At 58.9% G+C, this 18,960-nt stretch carries 14 protein-coding genes; 7 read left to right on the forward strand and 7 right to left on the reverse strand.

Features of this window, described 5'->3' with window-relative positions:
* Window positions 1-16: 16 nt before the first annotated feature.
* Complete coding sequence (locus ACCC96_RS00430) at window positions 17-1,411, reverse strand: class II fumarate hydratase (protein WP_019650482.1); 1,395 nt, start codon at window positions 1,409-1,411, stop codon at window positions 17-19.
* A 192-nt stretch (window positions 1,412-1,603) separates the two neighbouring features.
* Here ACCC96_RS00430 and ACCC96_RS00435 point away from each other — a divergent pair, with 192 nt between their 5' ends.
* From ACCC96_RS00435 to ACCC96_RS00455, 5 genes are all read left to right on the forward strand, one after another.
* On the forward strand, window positions 1,604-2,134 hold the full coding sequence (locus ACCC96_RS00435) for a DUF2059 domain-containing protein (RefSeq protein WP_019650483.1): 531 nt from the start codon (window positions 1,604-1,606) through the stop codon (window positions 2,132-2,134).
* A 12-nt stretch (window positions 2,135-2,146) separates the two neighbouring features.
* Entirely contained in the window at window positions 2,147-2,443 is a 297-nt protein-coding gene (locus tag ACCC96_RS00440; protein WP_018929866.1) for a BolA family protein, read from the forward strand.
* A gap of 276 nt (window positions 2,444-2,719) precedes the next feature.
* Window positions 2,720-3,661, forward strand: a complete 942-nt coding sequence (locus ACCC96_RS00445; RefSeq protein ID WP_413694688.1) for a rhodanese-related sulfurtransferase — start codon at window positions 2,720-2,722, stop codon at window positions 3,659-3,661.
* A gap of 36 nt (window positions 3,662-3,697) precedes the next feature.
* Entirely contained in the window at window positions 3,698-4,300 is a 603-nt protein-coding gene (locus ACCC96_RS00450) for a DsbA family protein (RefSeq protein WP_172901241.1), read from the forward strand.
* Window positions 4,293-6,110, forward strand: a complete 1,818-nt coding sequence (locus tag ACCC96_RS00455) for an ABC transporter ATP-binding protein (RefSeq protein ID WP_413694689.1) — start codon at window positions 4,293-4,295, stop codon at window positions 6,108-6,110. Before ACCC96_RS00450 ends, ACCC96_RS00455 begins: the two co-directional genes overlap by 8 nt.
* Window position 6,111: 1 nt before the next feature.
* Here ACCC96_RS00455 and ACCC96_RS00460 read toward each other — a convergent pair whose 3' ends face one another.
* On the reverse strand, window positions 6,112-10,287 hold the full coding sequence (locus ACCC96_RS00460) for a deaminase domain-containing protein (protein ID WP_413694690.1): 4,176 nt from the start codon (window positions 10,285-10,287) through the stop codon (window positions 6,112-6,114).
* A gap of 218 nt (window positions 10,288-10,505) precedes the next feature.
* Between ACCC96_RS00460 and ACCC96_RS00465 the strand changes: the two genes are divergently transcribed.
* Complete coding sequence (locus ACCC96_RS00465) at window positions 10,506-12,965, forward strand: EAL domain-containing protein (protein WP_258672851.1); 2,460 nt, start codon at window positions 10,506-10,508, stop codon at window positions 12,963-12,965.
* Window positions 12,966-13,042: 77 nt separating this feature from the next.
* Window positions 13,043-13,804 (forward strand): TenA family transcriptional regulator, encoded by a 762-nt coding sequence (locus ACCC96_RS00470; RefSeq protein WP_218584820.1) that lies wholly within the window; start codon window positions 13,043-13,045, stop codon window positions 13,802-13,804.
* Window positions 13,805-13,894: 90 nt separating this feature from the next.
* On the opposite strand, the gene ACCC96_RS00475 is transcribed toward ACCC96_RS00470, so the two are convergent.
* From ACCC96_RS00475 to ACCC96_RS00495, 5 genes are all read right to left on the reverse strand, one after another.
* Window positions 13,895-14,821, reverse strand: coding sequence for a GGDEF domain-containing protein (locus ACCC96_RS00475; RefSeq protein ID WP_413694691.1), 927 nt, complete (start codon window positions 14,819-14,821; stop codon window positions 13,895-13,897).
* Between the two features lie 374 nt (window positions 14,822-15,195).
* The gene (locus tag ACCC96_RS00480) at window positions 15,196-15,936 is read right to left on the reverse strand and encodes a YciK family oxidoreductase (RefSeq protein WP_007939907.1); all 741 of its coding nucleotides are present in this window, start codon (window positions 15,934-15,936) and stop codon (window positions 15,196-15,198) included.
* A gap of 182 nt (window positions 15,937-16,118) precedes the next feature.
* Window positions 16,119-16,790, reverse strand: coding sequence for an N-acetylmuramic acid 6-phosphate phosphatase MupP (gene mupP, locus ACCC96_RS00485; protein WP_413694692.1), 672 nt, complete (start codon window positions 16,788-16,790; stop codon window positions 16,119-16,121).
* 4 nt (window positions 16,791-16,794) lie between these two features.
* Window positions 16,795-17,493: a bifunctional 2-polyprenyl-6-hydroxyphenol methylase/3-demethylubiquinol 3-O-methyltransferase UbiG gene (gene ubiG / locus ACCC96_RS00490; RefSeq protein WP_019650491.1), complete on the reverse strand. Its 699-nt coding sequence runs from the start codon at window positions 17,491-17,493 to the stop codon at window positions 16,795-16,797.
* A gap of 57 nt (window positions 17,494-17,550) precedes the next feature.
* Complete coding sequence (locus ACCC96_RS00495; protein WP_413694693.1) at window positions 17,551-18,885, reverse strand: TRZ/ATZ family hydrolase; 1,335 nt, start codon at window positions 18,883-18,885, stop codon at window positions 17,551-17,553.
* Between the last annotated feature and the right edge of the window lie 75 nt (window positions 18,886-18,960).

Genomic DNA, 18,960 nt, shown 5'->3' on the forward strand with positions numbered 1-18,960 from the left:
TCGGGCGCTAGAGAACTCAGCCCTTGGCACCTGCCTCCAGCATATTCTCCGGCCGCACCCACGCATCGAACTCTTCATTGGTCAGATACCCCAACTTCAACGCCGCCTCACGCAGTGTCAGCCCCTCGCTGTAGGCCTTCTTGGCAATCTCGGCTGATTTATCGTACCCGATGTGCGGGTTCAGCGCTGTCACCAACATCAAGCCTCGTTCCAGATGCTCGGCCATTTTCTCGGCATCCGGTTCCAGGCCGGCGATGCAATGCTGCTGGAAGTTGCTGCAGCCGTCGCCCAGCAAGCGGATCGATTGCAGCAGGTTGTGGATGATCACCGGTTTGAACACGTTCAATTGCAGGTGCCCCTGACTGGCGGCAAAACCGATGGCGACGTCGTTGCCCAACACCTGACAGGCCAGCATCGACAACGCTTCGCACTGGGTCGGGTTGACCTTGCCGGGCATGATCGAGCTGCCCGGCTCGTTGGCCGGCAGTTTCACCTCGGCAAAACCGGCTCGTGGTCCGGAGCCCAGCACGCGCAGGTCGTTGGCGATTTTCATCAGGGTCACAGCGAGAGTTTTCAGGGCGCCGGACAGCGTGGTCAGTGGCTCATGACCGGCCAGTGCGGCGAATTTGTTCGGCGCGGTGACGAACGGCAGGCCGGAGAGGGCGGCCAGTTCGGCGGCGATTGCTTCGCCAAAACCGTGGGGTGAGTTCAACCCGGTGCCGACCGCGGTGCCGCCCTGGGCCAGTTCACAGACCGCCGGTAACGCGTTGCGGATCGCCCGCTCGGCGTAATCCAGTTGTGCGATGAACGCCGAGAGTTCCTGACCGAAGGTAATCGGCGTGGCGTCCATCATGTGGGTACGACCGGTCTTGACCAGTTTCATGTGCCGCGCGGACAGCTCCGCCAAGCCGCCGGACAACTCAGCGATCGCCGGCAGCAAATGCTGTTGCACCGCCTGAACCGTCGCGATGTGCATGGCCGTGGGGAAGCAGTCGTTGGAACTCTGGGAACGGTTGACGTGATCGTTGGGATGCACCGGGCTCTTGCCACCGCGCGGGTTGCCGGCCAGTTCGTTGGCGCGACCGGCGATCACTTCGTTGACGTTCATGTTGCTCTGGGTGCCGCTGCCGGTCTGCCAGACCACCAGCGGGAACTGGTCGTCATGCTGGCCGTCGAGCACTTCGTCGGCCGCTTGTTCGATCAGGCGAGCGATGTCGGCGGGCAGGTCGCCATTACGATCGTTGACGCGTGCCGCGGCTTTCTTGATCAGGGCCAGGGCATGCAACACAGCCAGCGGCATGCGTTCGTTGCCAATGGCGAAATTAATCAGCGAGCGTTGCGTCTGAGCGCCCCAGTAAGCGTCATCCGGGACTTCCACCTGGCCCAGGCTGTCGGTTTCGATACGGCTCATCATGCACACTCCTGTAGGTCTGATAGCGCAGTTTAGGCTGTGATCGCCGGTCGTGGTTCCATCAGTCTGGAATTTGACCGTTCAACCCCTCTAAATCAGTCGCGACAAGGCTTGGGGTTGAGCGACACACTTTTTTAGGCGCAGAATGGTCGCCCTTGGGGTTATACCTCGCCTGCTAGAAAAGGAAACTCGATGACTCGTCTTCGTGCCATCTGTACCGCGGTTGCACTGGTTTGCGCCAGCGGCCAGGTTTTTGCCGATACCGCCAGCCACAACGCCAGTGCCGAAGCTTTCCTGACCCTGGCGCACGCTGACAAACTGGGCACTCCGGTGTACATGCAAGTGCAGCAAATGTTCGCTCAGCGCTTTGAACAGACCAAAGCACCTGAGTCGAAAAAAGCCTTGTTGGAAACTTACCAGGCCAAAGCCAACGCAGCGCTGGACGCAGCCATTGGCTGGAACAAGCTGAAGCCGGACATGGTCAAGCTCTACACCACCAACTTCAGCGAATCCGAGCTCAAGGATCTGGTGGCGTTCTACCAGTCGCCACTGGGCAAGAAAGTCCTGGAAAAAATGCCGCAGCTGACTCAGCAATCGGCCCAGATGACTCAAGCCAAGCTGGAAAGCGCGGTGCCTGTGGTCAACAAACTGCTGGCTGACATGACGGCCGAGCTGACGCCGAAAGATGCGGCCGCTCCAGCTCCAGCCAAGAAAAAGCCTTAAGCGGAGTTCGGGATGACCATGCAACAACGCATCGAATCGACGCTGGGGCTGCTACAGCCCGAGCACCTGCAAGTGCTGGATGAAAGCCACATGCACAGTCGTGGGTTACAGACCCACTTCAAGGCGGTGGTGGTCAGCCGGCAGTTCGAAGGGCTCAATCGCGTCAAGCGTCACCAGAAGGTGTACGGCACTTTGGGCGAACTGATGGGCGAGTTCCATGCGTTGGCGCTGCATACCTACACGCCGGAGGAATGGGCACAGATCGATGCGGCTCCGGCCTCGCCGACCTGTGCTGGCGGCAGTCATTGATCTGATGGCCCGGGGCTGTTGTGGCGAGGGAGCTTGCTCCCGCTCGGCTGCGAAGCAGTCGTAATGCCGGCAACTGAGCTCTTTCAAACAGAACACCGTTGCAGGTTTTGGGACCGCTTCGCGGTCCAGCGGGAGCAAGCTCCCTCGCCACAAAGGTATCTCACAGTCCTAAAGCCATACGGTTTTTGCTAGAATCCGCAACGCGCCGCTCACCCGGCGCGTTTTTTTTCGCATCCGGTTCACCCCTTACGAGGGTAGCCACCTGGAGAATTACCCATGACACAACAGATTGTCGTGGCGGCACTGTATAAGTTCGTCACCCTGGAAAATTACGTCGACCTGCGCGAACCACTGCTGCAAGCGATGATCGACAACGGCATCAAAGGCACGCTGCTGATCGCCGAAGAAGGCATCAACGGCACCGTGTCCGGCAGCCGCGAAGGCATTGACGGGCTGATGGCCTGGCTCAAGAACGACCCGCGCATGGACGACATCGACCACAAAGAGTCGTACTGCTTTGATCAGCCGTTCTACCGCACCAAAGTCAAACTCAAGAAAGAAATCGTCACCCTGGGCGTTGAAGGCGTGGACCCGAACAAAAAGGTCGGCACCTATGTGGATCCGCAGAACTGGAACGCGCTGATCAGCGATCCGGAAGTGTTGTTGATCGACACCCGCAACGACTACGAAGTCTCGATCGGCACCTTCGAAGGCGCCATCGATCCGAAGACCACCAGTTTTCGCGAGTTCCCCGACTACATCAAAGCCAACTTCGACCCGGCCGTGCACAAGAAAGTCGCGATGTTCTGCACCGGCGGCATTCGCTGCGAGAAGGCGTCGAGCTACATGCTCAGTCAGGGTTTCGACGAGGTCTATCACCTCAAGGGCGGCATCCTGAAGTACCTCGAAGAGGTGCCGCAGGAAGAAACCAAATGGCAGGGCGACTGCTTCGTGTTCGATAACCGCGTGACCGTTCGTCACGATCTCAGCGAAGGCGACTACGATCAATGTCATGCCTGTCGTACGCCTGTCAGCGTTGAAGACCGCGCATCCGAGCACTATGTGGCCGGCATCAGTTGCCCGCATTGCTGGGATAAGCTGAGCGAGAAAACCCGTCGCAGTGCCATCGACCGGCAGAAGCAGATCGAACTGGCCAAGGCGCGCAACATGCCGCACCCGATCGGTTACAACTACAAGCAATCCGCTTCCGAGGCTTGAACCATGTCTGCACGCCTGCTCTATGTGATGGATCCGATGTGTTCCTGGTGCTGGGGCTTCGCTCCGGTGGCCAAAGCGCTGGTCGAGCAGGCGCAGGCGGCGGGTGTGGAGTTGCATCTGGTGGTGGGTGGTTTGCGCACCGGCAGTGGCGCGGCGCTGGAGCCGACCACCCGGCGCTACATCCTTGAGCACTGGCAGGCGGTTCACGAGGCCACCGGCCAGCCGTTCAAGTTTGAAGGCGCGTTGCCCGACGGGTTTGTCTACGACACCGAGCCTGCCTGTCGGGCGCTGGTGACCGCGCGCAGCCTGGCGCCGGATTGCGCCTGGACACTGCTCGGGCTGATCCAGCATGCGTTCTATGCTGAAGGTCGCGACGTTACCCGTGCCAGCGTGTTGGTGGAGCTGGCGGAGCAGGCCGGTTTGCCGCGCATCGAGTTTGCCGCAGCGTTCGACCGTGCCGATCAGCACGCTGCGACCGCCGCCGATTTCACTTGGGTCCAGGACTTGGGCATTGCCGGTTTCCCGACCTTGCTGGCAGAGCGCAATGGTCAATTGGCGCTGCTGACCAATGGCTATCAGCCCCTGAGCGAGTTGTCACCATTGCTCGGCCGCTGGCTGGAGCGCGCTGCCTGTGCATGATCTGCCCGATGATGCAGCGGCTCCCAAACGTGTCGATCGGCTGAGCTGGGCGGAAATCCGCCGCCTGGCCCTTCACCATAAAAAATCCCTGTGGATCGCCAACGGCGTTGCGGTATTGGCAACGCTGTGCAGCGTGCCGATCCCGTTGCTGTTGCCGTTGCTGGTGGATGAAGTGCTGCTGGGCCACGGTGATGTTGCGCTGAAAATCATGAACCACGCGCTGCCCGACGTCTGGCAGAAAGCCGCGGGTTATATCGGCCTGATGCTGCTGGTGACCCTGGCGCTGCGTTGCGCCGCGTTGTTGTTCAACGTGGTGCAGGCGAAATTGTTTGCGGCGCTGGCCAAGGACATCGTGTATCGGATTCGGGTGCGGTTGATCGACCGGCTCAAGCGCATCTCGCTGGGCGAATACGAAAGCCTGGGCAGCGGCACGGTGACCACGCACCTGGTCACCGACCTGGACACGCTGGACAAATTCGTCGGCGAAACCCTCAGTCGTTTCCTCGTGGCGATGCTGACACTCGTGGGCACCGCATCGATCCTGATGTGGATGCACTGGAAACTCGCGCTGCTGATTCTGCTGTTCAACCCGCTGGTGATCTACGCCACGGTGCAGTTGGGCAAGCGGGTCAAACATCTGAAGAAGCTCGAGAACGACAGCACCTCACGCTTCACCCAAGCCTTGACCGAAACCCTGGACGCCATCCAGGAAGTGCGTGCCGGTAATCGTCAGGGGTTTTTCCTCGGACGGTTGGGGCAGCGAGCGCGGGAAGTGCGCGATTACGCGGTGAGCTCGCAGTGGAAAACCGATGCATCGAACCGGGCCAGCGGTTTGCTGTTCCAGTTCGGCATCGATATTTTCCGCGCCGCGGCCATGCTCACCGTGCTGTTTTCCGACCTGTCCATCGGCCAGATGCTGGCGGTGTTCAGTTACCTGTGGTTCATGATCGGTCCGGTGGAACAGCTGCTCAATTTGCAGTACGCCTTTTACGCCGCCGGCGGTGCGCTGTCGCGGATCAACGAGTTGCTGGCCCGTGCCGACGAGCCGCAATACACCGGCGGTGTTGATCCGTTCCAAGGGCGCGACACGGTGGGCATCGAAGTGCAGGGGCTGAGTTTCGGCTACGGCGACGAGTTGGTGCTGAACCAAATGAACCTGTCGATTGCCCCCGGTGAAAAAGTCGCGATTGTCGGTGCCAGCGGGGGTGGCAAAAGTACCCTGGTGCAGTTGCTGCTGGGTTTGTACACGCCGCTGGCCGGGACCATCCGTTTCGGTGGTTCGACTCAGCAAGAGATCGGCCTGGAAACCGTCCGGGAAAATGTCGCCGTGGTCTTGCAACATCCTGCCCTGTTCAACGACACCGTGCGGGCCAACCTGACCATGGGCCGCGAACGCAGTGACGAGGCCTGCTGGCAGGCACTGGAAATTGCTCAGCTGCAACACACGGTACGTGAACTGCCCAATGGCCTGGACAGTATCGTCGGGCGATCCGGCGTGCGTTTATCCGGCGGGCAGCGTCAACGCCTGGCGATTGCCCGAATGGTGTTGGCCGAGCCCAAAGTGGTGATCCTCGACGAAGCCACGTCCGCACTGGACGCGGCCACTGAGTACAACCTGCACCAGGCACTGGCGCGCTTCTTGAGCCACCGTACCACGTTGATCATTGCGCACCGATTGTCGGCCGTGAAGCAGGCCGATCGGGTGCTGGTGTTTGATGGCGGGCAGGTTGCCGAGGATGGCGACCATCAGCAATTGATTGCCGATGGTGGTTTGTACGCCAAGCTTTATGGGCATTTGCAGCAGCACTAAATTAGTGCCACATAACGTTCAGGGCATTTTCCCCGCCGTCGTAAGCAAATTGCTTCATCACTACCGAGCACGAGTCACAAGGCGGCATGGTGGTGGCAACGTCAACTGATTTGATCGATTGGGGATCGGAGTATTTCTCGCGGATTACACCAATCAGCTTGCTCTCGCTGTCCAGTGAGGTCGGTGCACTGGTCAATGGCGGTGTATAGGTGTCGATGTTTTTTATGGTGTGCGGCACGGCCAGCAGTTTGCCCTCGGGTGTCACGCTCAGAGACATGCCGGGGAGTGGTGGATTGAGATCAATATTGAAGTACGTCGTTTCTCCGACTTTCACATGATCTGCCCCCAGGTTTTGCTTGAACAATGGCAGATGTCCGGTTGTCCCCTGTGCACCTGAAACGCTCACGTAAACCTCTCGCTTTCCCGCCGCGGTGGTGACTTCGGCGTACGCGATGTTTCTCGGGTTGCGAGTGCGCTGGCTTCGAGGGATCAGGTTCTGGAGCTTTTGCATCGCGCTGTCGATCCGCAGGGCGCTGTCGACATTCTTCGGTTTGAAGGTCGGTTCAAGAAATAACGTATTGAAAATTTCCATCGTCCTCTGGCGGAGCACTTCCGGTGCCTCCTTGCTGCGTGACCAGTTTTTCGCACCGTCTGGCAGTCGGGTGACAATCATTCGGGTCGAGTGGTCGAACAGCACCGCTTCTCCCGGACTGGTATCGACCTTGAGCAATTTGAGCGTATCGGGCGGGTTCACGTGGCCGCCAATCGGAATGGCAATTTCCTCCATGGTTTTCAACGCACGCTCCACCGCTTCCGTGCCGTAAATCCTTGCCATGTTGTTGGCATTCAACGATCCGGTGTAGACCTTCAGCAATTCTGTTTTGAGATCTTCCGGCAATGTGGAGGCTTTCTTGAAATTGAGCGTGTCTCTTATGCTTTGACCTTGTGCCAGTTCGGCGATGTAAAAAGCTCCAGCATCCAGCCGGGTGAACACATAGTGCTTCGAACCGTCCATGGCCGGGATGAGGGTGGCACCCGCCTCGAAGGTATCAAATTGATTCTGGGGCCCGTAGGGAATACTCACCTTGATCCTCCCACAAATCCCTTTTTGGAACTCCATCGTAGCCGGGAGCCGGTTTTTACTCTTCAGGGTTTTAAGCAGCATCGCCCTGTTCTCAGTAGCCGGTGTATAGATACTGTCTCCGAACCACGGCGCCCAGCCTTTGTTGTCGTCGAAACTGCCGACGGGCGGCGTCGGTGCCGGATCACGGGTGACGAATGTGGTGGTGCATACATCGGCACCCGGGCTACGTCGTACCCGGCAAGGCAAGGATTTGAACATCGCCTGATCATCAATCAAGTCGGCACGCCGCAGTTGGTTGCCGTCCAGACGATAGGGAACGTCATCAACGAACAGCGTAGTTCGACCATCGACCTCAAGTACTTCACGGACATGGGCGTCTTTCGGGAGTTCTACCAGGACGTGGGATTCGGCAGGAGATAACGTTTTGAAGGTTGACCGGCCCTGTATGAGGTTGTTGCTGTGATTGTGCAGGCGGGGGCCATAGGGCAAGGACGTTACCGGGTCGACGGGGTGGAATCGGGTCAGGTCCGATGGGCTGGTATTGCGCACGAGTACGTCATCGACGCCATTGACCGTAGCCAGTCGATCACTGCTTGCCAGCGGCTTCCAGCGCCCCGGATCGGTTGTCTGGGGCAGGTTGTGCACCAGTCGGTAGCTGTCGGCGCGTCCTGCCAGTTTCCTGAACCCGCTAACACTAACGCGTCCCGCCATGTGCAGTCCTTTCCAGGCACCGCTTCCCATTGACTTGAGCAGTGTCGGGACCCCGTCCAGCGGATTGAGGTTGCTCAGGGAGGCGGTCAGGAGTTTTCGGCTCAACGTTGAAAAGGAAGGCAGACTTGCTTTGACGGTCATTCGCGAGGCAGTTGCCCCGGCCCTGATCAACCGCACCGAACCCGACATGAATTTCCCGACAGGGGTGAGGAATGAAGCCAGGTCCAGCACGAGTCCGGCCACGCCTATGAGTATTTGGCCAACTTTGCCCGACAAAATGTCCTCGATGCTGCCCCAGAAGGGCACGAACCCTTTGGCTACTTCCAGGGTCGTATTGATCCGTTGTTCGCTTCTGGTCCTGAGGGTGTCGAATGCCGTCATGCCGCGGGCCTGGGTACGCAACTGCTGTTCGTCGACGTACAGAAAATTCGTTGCAATGTAGTGGGCCACTGCATTCAAACGGGAGGATGCCAGCGCTGTTACTTTGCTATCGCTATCGTCTGCGATCGGCGATACAGCTGTGGGCACGTCACCTACCACGCCGAGGATCGCTATGCAGTACTCTCTATCAGCAGGCTGTGTGCCCTTTAAGTGAGCGGCCCAATCGAGAAGCAGCGTAGTGCTGAGTTCAGCGGTATATGTTTGTCCGGGGATCGAGGCGTGCAACGAAAACGTGGTGCGAACTCCGTTGATTGTTGAAACTCTCAGGTGGGGTCGACAACGAATGACGCCAGCACTCGGGATCAGTTCGTAATAGGTAATTTCATGATTGTGGGTCACCTGTAGAACGAAACCTTTTCTTGGCCGGATGTCTCCCCTTGCCTTGATGTGTTTTTCGTCCAGGTGCAGGCTCAGCAAGCGGACGTCACCCCGTTCAAGGGCCTGGCGGTCGGTCAGTGGCAGTGAGGTCAGCAGACTGGTAATCAGGGTTTGATAGGCCGTCCTGATTTTCGAGAGGTAGTTTGTGAAGTCTGTTTCAAACTGCGTGTTGATATCAGGCAGTGTCTCGCCTTCGTATCTGGTAAGCACACGCCTTTCGATCCCCTCATGATCTTTGCGAAAGAATTCCCCATGACGCAGGGTTCGCTTGTCGTCGATCTTGATCCACTGACTGGTTCGTGTTTTTCCGTCGGGTCGGGTTACAAACCATTTTCTCTTGTCATCGAATTGGCCGTCGGCATAGACATCCAGGAATGCATAGCCTGGCAGTTTCAATGAGGGCGTGTCTCTGGGGCCGCCGCTCGGTGGATCATCGCGCAGCAACTTGCGCCCGTCCGATTCGAACATTGCCTGGCCAAACAGATCATCCTTTACCCGTTTGGCCATCTTCAGTCTTTCAGGGGGCGGCAAATCCAGTGTCATAACGGCGTTGTTCAGGCTCTTGCTGTGGCTTTCCAGAGCCGCCATCGCCCGCTTCATATCGTCCTCGTCGTAATCGGATTTTCTTCGTGATTGAACGATGCCGCAGCAAACCGCCCATTCCAGTGCCGGCCCCATCCTCAGTCGAGTAATCTGCTCAAGTTGCTCGGGTGAGGCGTCGGCGCTCCGGGTCAGGGGCAAGTCGACGAGTTGTTGAAAGGACAGCGGTTGCAATCGATCAAGGCCAAATTCATCTGCCAGCAGCACGCCGTGCATGAAGTTCACCCACACCACCGAACTTTTGTAAGGAAGGTCGGGCGGAGTATCGCGCACAGCGAAGTCCTTTGAGAGGCGGGTCTCGAACACCCGTGCGAGAAAGGCCGCCTCTTTTGCATCAGTCACCCGGTTGGTGCGTAGCAAGTGCAGTTCAAAATCGCTGCGCAGGGCCTGGTAGCTTTTGCCCCAGTGAGCCGTGTCTTGCCAGCGGAATCCGGCGACTTCCTGCGGCTCATCCGCTGACGGGGCTTGCAAGTAAAGGCATATGGCTTTGCATACCAGCTGATGGCGCACGGACGCCGAAGTTTGTTCGCCAGGGCCTGCGCCATACCACCTGAGCGTCCTGAGCAGTCTGTCCCCCAGCTCTTTTGCTTCGACTGTGTTCAGTATTCGCTGGAGGAATACAGACGGCGTCGCTCGCAGTTGATCCATGGAGGCGGAAGCCAGTACAGAGGCGCCGAGATGACCGATTAACGAACGCTTGCCGTTCAGGAAAGCTTTCACGATGTCGGTGATTTGAGCATCGTTGCGTTTTGCCTTGTAAGTGTCGATGGTCATGTGTTTCGCGAGGCTGGGGGCCGCGCGTTGAATAGCCTTGAACCCTCGTCGATCCTGGGCGGTGGTGCGAAGGCTGAAGTTTTCGATATCCGGGCCGTCGTCGAGTCCCAGAGCCTGTCTGGCGCGAAATTCTTCGTCTGCGGGTGACAGCGCCGGTTGATCGGGTGAAGGTGAAGACGTCTCTGTCATGTTGCACTCCTTTGAAAGGGTTCCCGTAACGGATAGGGGGAGCCCGAAGTGCCCAGTAAACAGATCTCCAAACTGGCCTTGGCGGTATATATCTATTTGGGGCGCACGTGTACGGCATAGAGGTCGATCCTCTGCTTGCCGGTTTCGAGATCGCACCCTAGTCTAGCTGTAGCGATCACGTTGGATGATGATCTGGCAGTGCTAAAACAAGGGACCTCATGAATCAAGCGCGGACTCTCGGAACGCCACGGCTGTTGGGCATCGTCTGGCCATTTATCGCCGTTGTGTTGTTTCAGGCACTGTTGGGCGGCGTCAGTCTTTACGTTCTTTCGGCGGTTCGTGGCTACGTCGGCGGTGAGAGCCTGTGGTCCAAGGGCCAGAAAGACGCCATCTATTACCTTAATCTCTACGCCGACAGTCGCGACGAGACGATTTTTCTCAAATACCAGACCGCGATTGCCGTGCCTCAGGGCGGCCATGAGTTGCGTATGGCGCTGGATCATCAGCCACCGAATATCGAGGCCGCGCGGCTCGCGATCCTCAAGGGCGGCAATCACCCGGACGACGTCCCCAGCCTGATTTGGCTGTACCTCAATTTCCGGCACATCAGTTACCTGGAAAAAGCCATCGAGCTCTGGACGATCGGTGACGCGTACCTGGTGCGGCTCGATGACGTCGCGCAGGAAATGCATCAGGGTATCGTCGATAGCCAGGCCTCCGATGCCGACATCAAGCGCTGGAAGGCGCAGATTTTGGCCATCAACGATGGCGTGACGCCCCCTGCCAAAGCGTTCAGCGATGCCTTGGGCGAGGGCTCGCGCATGATTCTCCGGTTGCTGCTGGCGACGAACCTCGCGACCGCGCTGGGCCTGATCGTGCTGGCCTTGCTGCGTACCCAAAAGCTGCTCGAGCAGCGCCATGCCTTCGCCGATGCCTTGCAGTTGGAGAAAGATCGGGCGCAGATCACCCTGCAATCGATTGGCGACGGGGTGATCACCACCGACGTCGAGGGCGCGATTGCCTACATGAACCCGGCCGCCGAGGCCTTGACTCACTGGAAAGCCGAGCAGGCAACGGGGTTGCCATTGGCGGCGCTGTTCAATCTGCTGGACGAGAACGCCCAGGCCGACGGTTTTACCTTGATCGAGCACATTTTGAGCGGCCAGCTCAGCGGCGGCAGCGAACATTCCAAACTGATCCAGCGACTGGATGGCAGCACGGTTTCGGTGACCCTGGTCGGTGCGCCGATCCGCAACGCGGGCAAGGTCAGTGGCACCGTGCTGGTGCTGCATGACATGACCCAGGAGCGGCAGTACATCGCCAATCTGTCCTGGCAGGCGACCCATGACGCCTTGACCGGGCTGGCCAACCGCCGCGAGTTTGAATATCGCCTGGAACAGGCCCTGCACGGCCTGACGCGACAAGCGGGGCGTCATGCCTTGATGTTCCTCGATCTGGATCAATTCAAACTGGTCAACGACACCTGCGGTCACGCTGCCGGCGATGAGCTGTTGCGGCATATTTGTGCGTTGCTGCAGTCAGGTTTGCGCGAAGGCGACACCTTGGCCCGATTGGGTGGCGACGAGTTCGGCATTCTGTTGGAAAACTGTGCGCCGGAAGCCGCCGAGAAAATCGCCGAAGTCCTGCGCCAGACCGTGCAGAACCTGCACTTTGTCTGGAAAGGCCGGCCGTTCGTGACCACGGTGAGCATTGGCCTGGTGCACGTCACTCAGAGTCCGGCCACCCTCGAGGCCTCGCTGCGAGCCGCTGATATGGCCTGTTACATGGCCAAGGAAAAGGGCCGCAACCGGGTTCAGGTCTATCACGCCGACGATTCGGAGCTGTCCCTGCGCTATGGCGAGATGGCCTGGGTGCAGCGCCTGCACATGGCGTTGGAGGAGGACCGCTTTTGCCTGTACTCCCAGGAAATCGCGCCTCTGGGTCTTGGCGAGCGGGACGGCGGACATATCGAAATCCTGCTACGCCTGCATGACGAAGCCGGGCGCATGATTCTGCCGGACAGTTTCATTCCGGCCGCCGAACGTTATGGTTTGATGACGTCGCTTGACCGCTGGGTGGTGGAGAACGTTTTCAAGGTCATTGCCCAGGCCATCGCCCAAGAGGGCGAAGAGCCGCTGGCCATGTGTGCGATAAATCTGTCAGGTATTACTATCGGAGATGAGGCGTTTCTGGACTTCCTTCGTGAACAGTTTGTTGCATATTCAATTCCGCCTGAAATGATTTGTTTTGAAATTACAGAAACTAGCGCGATTTCCAACTTGCCTAGCGCGATTAGATTTATTAATGAACTCAAAGGCTTAGGTTGCCACTTCTCATTAGATGACTTCTGCGCCGGTATGTCCTCATTCGCTTACTTGAAACATTTACCTGTAGACTTCCTGAAGATCGACGGGAGTTTCGTAAAGGATATGCTGGACGACCCGATTAACCGCGCCATGGTCGAAGTGATCAATCACATCGGGCATGTCATGGGTAAGCGTACGATTGCCGAGTTCGTTGAAACACCTCAGATCGAGCAGGCATTGCTGGAGATCGGGGTGGATTACGCTCAAGGGTATCTGATTGAACGCCCGCATCTGTTTACCTGCGACAGTTTACAAAGTCGTCCTGCCAGGCCCCGGCCTTTGTTATTCAAGGCGCCCGGCACGTTCCGTTGAAATCTCTTGTTGATCTGAAAATCACAATCAAAAGGAGCGCGACAGTGATCGACACATTCAACAGAACCGGACCCCTCATGGAAGCTGCAAGTTACCCCGCCTGGGCTCAGCAATTGATTCAGGATTGCAGTGAGAGCAAGCGCCGCGTCGTCGAACATGAACTGTACCAGCGGATGCGCGATAACAAGCTCAGCGCAAAAACCATGCGTCAGTACCTCATTGGTGGCTGGCCGGTGGTCGAACAGTTCGCCTTATACATGGCACAGAACCTGGCCAAGACCCGTTTTGCACGCCACCCTGGCGAAGACATGGCGCGTCGCTGGCTGATGCGCAATATTCGCGTCGAACTGAACCATGCCGATTACTGGGTGCACTGGAGCCGTGCTCACGGTATCAGCCTGGAAGATCTGCAGGCGCAACAGGTTGCGCCTGAACTTCACGCCTTGAGTCACTGGTGCTGGCACACCAGTTCGTCGGACTCGCTGATCGTGGCTATCGCCGCCACCAACTACGCGATCGAGGGTGCAACCGGAGAGTGGTCGGCGCTGGTTTGTTCCAGTGGCGTCTACGCGGCATCGTTCCCAGAGGAAGATCGCAAGCGGGCCATGAAGTGGTTGAAGATGCACGCCCAGTACGACGATGCCCATCCTTGGGAAGCGCTGGAAATCATCTGCACCCTGGCGGGGCTGAACCCGAGCAAATCCCTGCAAATGGAATTGCGTCAGGCGGTCTGCAAAAGTTACGACTACATGTACCTGTTCCTGGAACGTTGCATGCAGTTGGAGTTGGCAGCGAAAGCCCCGGTAGTCCGTGAGCGGATGGCGTTGGCCGAGAGCTGATATGAAGACTACACGAAACAACTGTAGGAGCTAGCCTGTGTGGCGAGGGGACAAGCCCCCTCGCCACACATTTGATTATCGGGAACTGACTCAGCCCGCCATCGCCAACCGGTTACGCCCCTCGCGCTTGGCCACATACAGCGCACTGTCGGCTCGTCGCAACAGGCTGTCGGCAGACTCGCCGGGCAGCAGGGTCGAGCAACCCAGGCTGACCGTCAGTTCGATAGTCTTGCCTTCGGCCACATAGTCCTGAGCTTGCGCAGCAAACCGCAGTCGTTCGCCGACCATGGCCGCGGCTTCCCGGCTGGTGTTGGACAGCAGGATCATGAATTCTTCGCCTCCAAACCGGAACACCATGTCCACGTTACGCAACTGGCTTTTGATCGAGGCTGCGACGGCCTTGAGCACTTCATCGCCGGCGCTGTGCCCGTAGGTGTCGTTGATCTGTTTGAAGTGATCGATGTCCAGCATCAGCAGCGACAGGGGCTGTGAGTGTCGGCGCGACATCTCGATTTCCCGTTGCAGCGTCTGATCCATCGCGATGCGATTGCCCGTGTCGGTCAGCGGGTCGCGCAAGGCGCTTTGGGTGGCGGCACGGTAGAGCAGGGCATTGCGCATCGGATAGAGAAGCGCTGATAACAGCGACTCCAGATGGCCTTGCTCTTCATCGCTGAAACGCTGATTGCGACGGAACACCAGTTCACCCAATTGCTCGCCTTCATGACTGAGGCTGTAGCTGATCGAATGATGACCTCGCTGGCCGAACTGCAGGCGCAAGTCGCTGGGCTGATGCTCATAATTCAAGGCATCCAGCGGCACAAGGCGCTGAATTTCACGGAAGAAAAGTCCGAGAATGCGTTGCGGCTCAAGACTGGTTTGCAGTTGCAGGCCCAGCGCCTGACGCAATTGCGCAAGACTGACGGGCCGCTCCAGAAGGGGAGGCTGCTGACCAAAGCCCAGGCGTTGCAATTTGGCGCTGTCGAAGTCAATTGCGTTGGTCTGGGAAGGTGATTTCATATGGCGTGAGCCCCTAAACAGTAAGACTGTCTTACAGGCTGGGTGAGAGCGGCTTTGGGCTGCGCGTCATACTGGTCCATCAGTCCCGTAGGACATTTGGCACGAGTTTAGTCCGCTTTGCCGAAGATTAGTAACCTCTCGGCTCAAGCTCCGCCCCGTCTGCTTTCACACGGCGTGTCTGAGCAAAATTAGAGCGAAAGTCGTGCCATTCAGTTCAGTCGGCTAAAAAGCGTTCTAAATCAATAGGGTTTAGGGTTTTGCGAAGGATGGTGCCGGGGGCGTTGACATTTATTTGACTTGAAACAGTGGCAGTTATCACTGGCTTTGCGTACCGCGACGGGAAGCCGTCGCGGCACAAAAGCGACGCACGGGCATTACTGAGCGTCGAACGCCTGGCCATTGATACCGGTACTGTCCGGCCCCATCAGGTAAAGGTAGACCGGCATGATCTCCTCGGGTGTCGGGTTGTTCAGCGGATTTTCCCCAGGGTAGGCCTGAGCGCGCATGCTGGTACGGGTGGCGCCGGGGTTGATGCTGTTGGAGCGCACGGGGGCGACGGTGTCTACTTCGTCGGCCAGGGTTTGCATCAGGCCTTCGGTCGCGAACTTGGACACGCCGTAAGCGCCCCAATACGCACGACCCTTGCGACCGACGCTGCTGGAGGTGAACACCACCGAGGCGTCCTGCGACAGCTTGAGCAGCGGCAGCAGGGTGCTGGTCAGCATGAACATGGCGTTGACGTTGACCTGCATGACGCGCATGAAGTTCTCGCCGGACAACTGCTCGATCGGTGTGCGTGGACCGATGATCGACGCGTTGTGAAGCAAACCGTCGAGGTGGCCGAATTCGGTTTCGATCATGGCCGCCAGTTCATCGTATTGGTGGGGCAGGGCGGTTTCCAGGTTGAACGGGATCACTACCGGTTGTGGATGCCCGGCCGCTTCGATTTCGTCGTAGACCTGAGTCAGGTTGGCTTCGGTCTTGCCCAACAGCAATACGGTGGCGCCATGCGCGGCGTAGGTTTTCGCGGCGGCAGCACCGATGCCTCGGCCAGCGCCGGTGACCAGGATGACCCGGTCCTTGAGCAATTCAGGGCGGGCGGAATAATCAAACATAAAAAAACCTCAACACAATTCAACAGGCAGGCATCGTATTTGTGGCGAGGGAGCTTGCTCCCGCTCGGCTGCGAAGCAGTCGTAAACCTGCAAATGCGACATACCTGACACTGCGCGATAATAAAAGGGGCCGCTTCGCAGCCCAGCGGGAGCAAGCTCCCTCGCCACAAAAGCCTCTGTAATCAGCAGCTGCACAAAGCGCTATCCAGCACCTGACGCAACTCCAGCGGATGATCGACCACCACATCCGCGCCCCAATGCCGCGGGTTATCGTCCGGGTGAATATAGCCATAGGTCACGGCGGCTGTCTTGGTGCCGGCATCACGCCCGGACTCGATATCGCGCAGGTCGTCGCCGACGAACAGCACGTTGGCCGGATCGAGGTCGAGCATCTTGCACGCCAGGATCAACGGCTCCGGGTCCGGTTTGCTGTTCTTCACGTGATCCGGGCAGATCAGCAGCGCCGAACGCTCGGCCAGCCCCAATTGCTGCATGATCGGCTCGGCGAAGCGCAGCGGTTTGTTGGTGACCACGCCCCAGATCAGGTTGGCCTTCTCGATGTCGGCCAGCAATTCGCCCATGCCGTCGAAAAGCTTGCTGTGCACCGCACAACCTTTGACATAGCGCTCCAGAAACTCCAGGCGCAGCTCCTCGAAGCCCGGCGATTCCGGGTCCATCGAGAAAGTCACCGCGACCATCGCCCTGGCGCCGCCGGAGATCTCGTCACGGATGTGCTTGTCGTTCATCGGCGGCAAACCACGGTCAGCACGCATCGCCTGGCAGATGGCGATGAAGTCCGGCGCGGTGTCGAGCAGAGTGCCGTCCATGTCGAAAAGAACTGCTCTGATACGCATCGGCTTACTCCTCGCGCAGGGTCTGGATCATGTAGTTGACGTCGACATCGGCTGCCAGTTTGTAGTGCTTGGTCAGCGGGTTGTACGTCAGGCCGATGATGTCCTTGACGGTCAGGCCGGCCATGCGGCTCCAGGCGCCGAGCTCGGAAGGGCGGATGAACTTCTTGAAGTCGTGAGTGCCGCGCGGCAGCAGCTTCATGATGTATTCGGCGCCGACGATGGCGAACAGATAGGCCTTCGGGTTGCGGTTGATGGTGGAGAAGAACACCTGGCCGCCAGGTTTGACCATGCGGAAGCAGGCGCGGATCACCGAGGACGGATCCGGCACGTGTTCGAGCATTTCCAGGCAGGTGACCACGTCGAATTGCTCAGGCATTTCTTCGGCCAGGGCTTCGGCGGTGATCTGCCGGTACTCGACATTCACGCCGGATTCCAGCTGATGCAATTGCGCGACCGCCAGCGGCGCTTCGCCCATGTCGATGCCCATCACGGTGGCGCCGCGTTGGGCCATGGCTTCGCTGAGGATGCCGCCGCCACAACCGACGTCGAGGACTTTCTTGCCGGCCAGATTGACGCGCTCGTCGATCCAGTTGACCCGCAGCGGGTTGATGTCGTGCAGCGGTTTGAACTCGCTTTCGCGGTCCCACCAGCGATGGGCCAGGGCTTCGAACTTGGCGATTTCGGCGTGGTCGACGTTGCTCATGGTGTCAGTCCTCTAAAACTTGAAAAATTCTGTTGCCCCGGTTTTGGTCCAGGGTGCTTATGATTCGGTGTGGCCGCTGATGCGCTGGCCCCAGGCCTTGGCGGTGGCGCACAGTTGCGCTTCATCCAGGCGGGTCAGGCGGCGGTCGTCGAGCAGTTGCTTGCCGGCGACCCAAAGGTGTTTCACGCAGTCGCGGCCAGTGGCATAGATCAGTTGCGAAACCGGGTCGTAGACCGGTTGCTGCGCCAGGCCCGACAGGTCGAACGCGACGATGTCCGCCGCCTTGCCGACTTCCAGCGAGCCGGTTTGCGCTTCGATCCCCAGCGCACGGGCGCCATTGAGCGTGGCCATGCGCAGGGCGCGATGGGCGTCCAGCGCGGTGGCCGAGCCGGCGACAGCCTTGGCCAGCAAAGCGGCGGTGCGGGTCTCGCCGAGCAGGTCCAGGTCATTATTGCTGGCCGCGCCATCGGTGCCGACCGCCACATTCACTCCGGCCTGCCACAAACGCTCGACCGGGCAGAAGCCACTGGCCAGCTTCAGGTTCGACTCGGGGCAATGAATCACATTGGTGTTACTTTCTACCAGCAGCGCCAGGTCTTCATCGCTGATCTGGGTCATGTGAACGGCCTGGAAGCGCGGCCCGAGCAGGCCCAGGCGGCCGAGGCGGGCCAGCGGGCGTTCGCCGCGCTGTTCCACCGACTGCTGCACTTCGAAGGCGGTTTCGTGGACATGCATGTGAATCGAGGCGTCCAGCTCTTCGGCGATCACCCGGATTTTTTCCAGGTTTTCGTCGCCCACGGTGTACGGGGCATGGGGGCCGAAGGTGATTTTGATCCGTTCGTGATGCTTGAGATCGCCGAATAATTCGACGCCCTGACGAATGGCTTCATCCGCGGTGCTGGCGCCTGGAATCGGGAAATCGAGGATCGGAATGGCGATCTGGGCGCGAATGCCGCTGTTATGTACGCGTTCGCTGGCGACCTTCGGGAAGAAATACATGTCAGAGAAGCAGGTGATGCCACCTTTGATCTGCTCGGCGATGGCCAGGTCCGTGCCGTCGCGTACGAAAGCCTCGTCGACCCATTTGGCTTCGGCCGGCCAGATGTGTTTTTCCAGCCAGGTCATCAGCGGCAGATCGTCGGCCAGGCCGCGGAACAGCGTCATTGCCGCGTGCCCGTGGGCATTGATCAGGCCGGGGCTGAGCAGCATGCCCGGCAATTCGCGCACTTCGCTTGCGTTAAGCTTCAAGGCTGCTGCGCGTGGGCCGATAAACACGATACGACCGTCGCGGATGCCCAGGGCATGCTCTTTAAGGACCACGCCAGCCGGTTCGACGGGTACCAGCCAGGTCGGCAGCAATAATAGGTCGAGCGCAGCGGTGGGGGTCGGCATCGAGAGTCGGTTCCAGTGCTTTTGTAAAGGATGGCGAAGTATACCCGAGCGTCTTCGCGGGGGGATCGCTATAAT

Source organism: Pseudomonas sp. Pseusp11, from assembly GCF_047304405.1.
Taxonomy (GTDB): Bacteria; Pseudomonadota; Gammaproteobacteria; order Pseudomonadales; family Pseudomonadaceae; genus Aquipseudomonas.

Excerpts from the sequence above, each read along its gene's own strand:
- ACCC96_RS00430 (WP_019650482.1), bottom strand. The coding sequence starts at position 1,411 with ATGAGCCGTATCGAAACCGACAGCCTGGGCCAGGTGGAAGTCCCGGAT.
- ACCC96_RS00435 (WP_019650483.1), top strand. The coding sequence starts at position 1,604 with ATGACTCGTCTTCGTGCCATCTGTACCGCGGTTGCACTGGTTTGCGCC.
- ACCC96_RS00440 (WP_018929866.1), top strand. The coding sequence starts at position 2,147 with ATGACCATGCAACAACGCATCGAATCGACGCTGGGGCTGCTACAGCCC.
- ACCC96_RS00445 (WP_413694688.1), top strand. The coding sequence starts at position 2,720 with ATGACACAACAGATTGTCGTGGCGGCACTGTATAAGTTCGTCACCCTG.
- ACCC96_RS00450 (WP_172901241.1), top strand. The coding sequence starts at position 3,698 with ATGTGTTCCTGGTGCTGGGGCTTCGCTCCGGTGGCCAAAGCGCTGGTC.
- ACCC96_RS00460 (WP_413694690.1), bottom strand. The coding sequence starts at position 10,287 with ATGACAGAGACGTCTTCACCTTCACCCGATCAACCGGCGCTGTCACCC.
- ACCC96_RS00465 (WP_258672851.1), top strand. The coding sequence starts at position 10,506 with ATGAATCAAGCGCGGACTCTCGGAACGCCACGGCTGTTGGGCATCGTC.
- ACCC96_RS00470 (WP_218584820.1), top strand. The coding sequence starts at position 13,043 with ATGGAAGCTGCAAGTTACCCCGCCTGGGCTCAGCAATTGATTCAGGAT.
- ACCC96_RS00475 (WP_413694691.1), bottom strand. The coding sequence starts at position 14,821 with ATGAAATCACCTTCCCAGACCAACGCAATTGACTTCGACAGCGCCAAA.
- ACCC96_RS00480 (WP_007939907.1), bottom strand. The coding sequence starts at position 15,936 with ATGTTTGATTATTCCGCCCGCCCTGAATTGCTCAAGGACCGGGTCATC.
- mupP (WP_413694692.1), bottom strand. The coding sequence starts at position 16,790 with ATGCGTATCAGAGCAGTTCTTTTCGACATGGACGGCACTCTGCTCGAC.
- ubiG (WP_019650491.1), bottom strand. The coding sequence starts at position 17,493 with ATGAGCAACGTCGACCACGCCGAAATCGCCAAGTTCGAAGCCCTGGCC.
- ACCC96_RS00495 (WP_413694693.1), bottom strand. The coding sequence starts at position 18,885 with ATGCCGACCCCCACCGCTGCGCTCGACCTATTATTGCTGCCGACCTGG.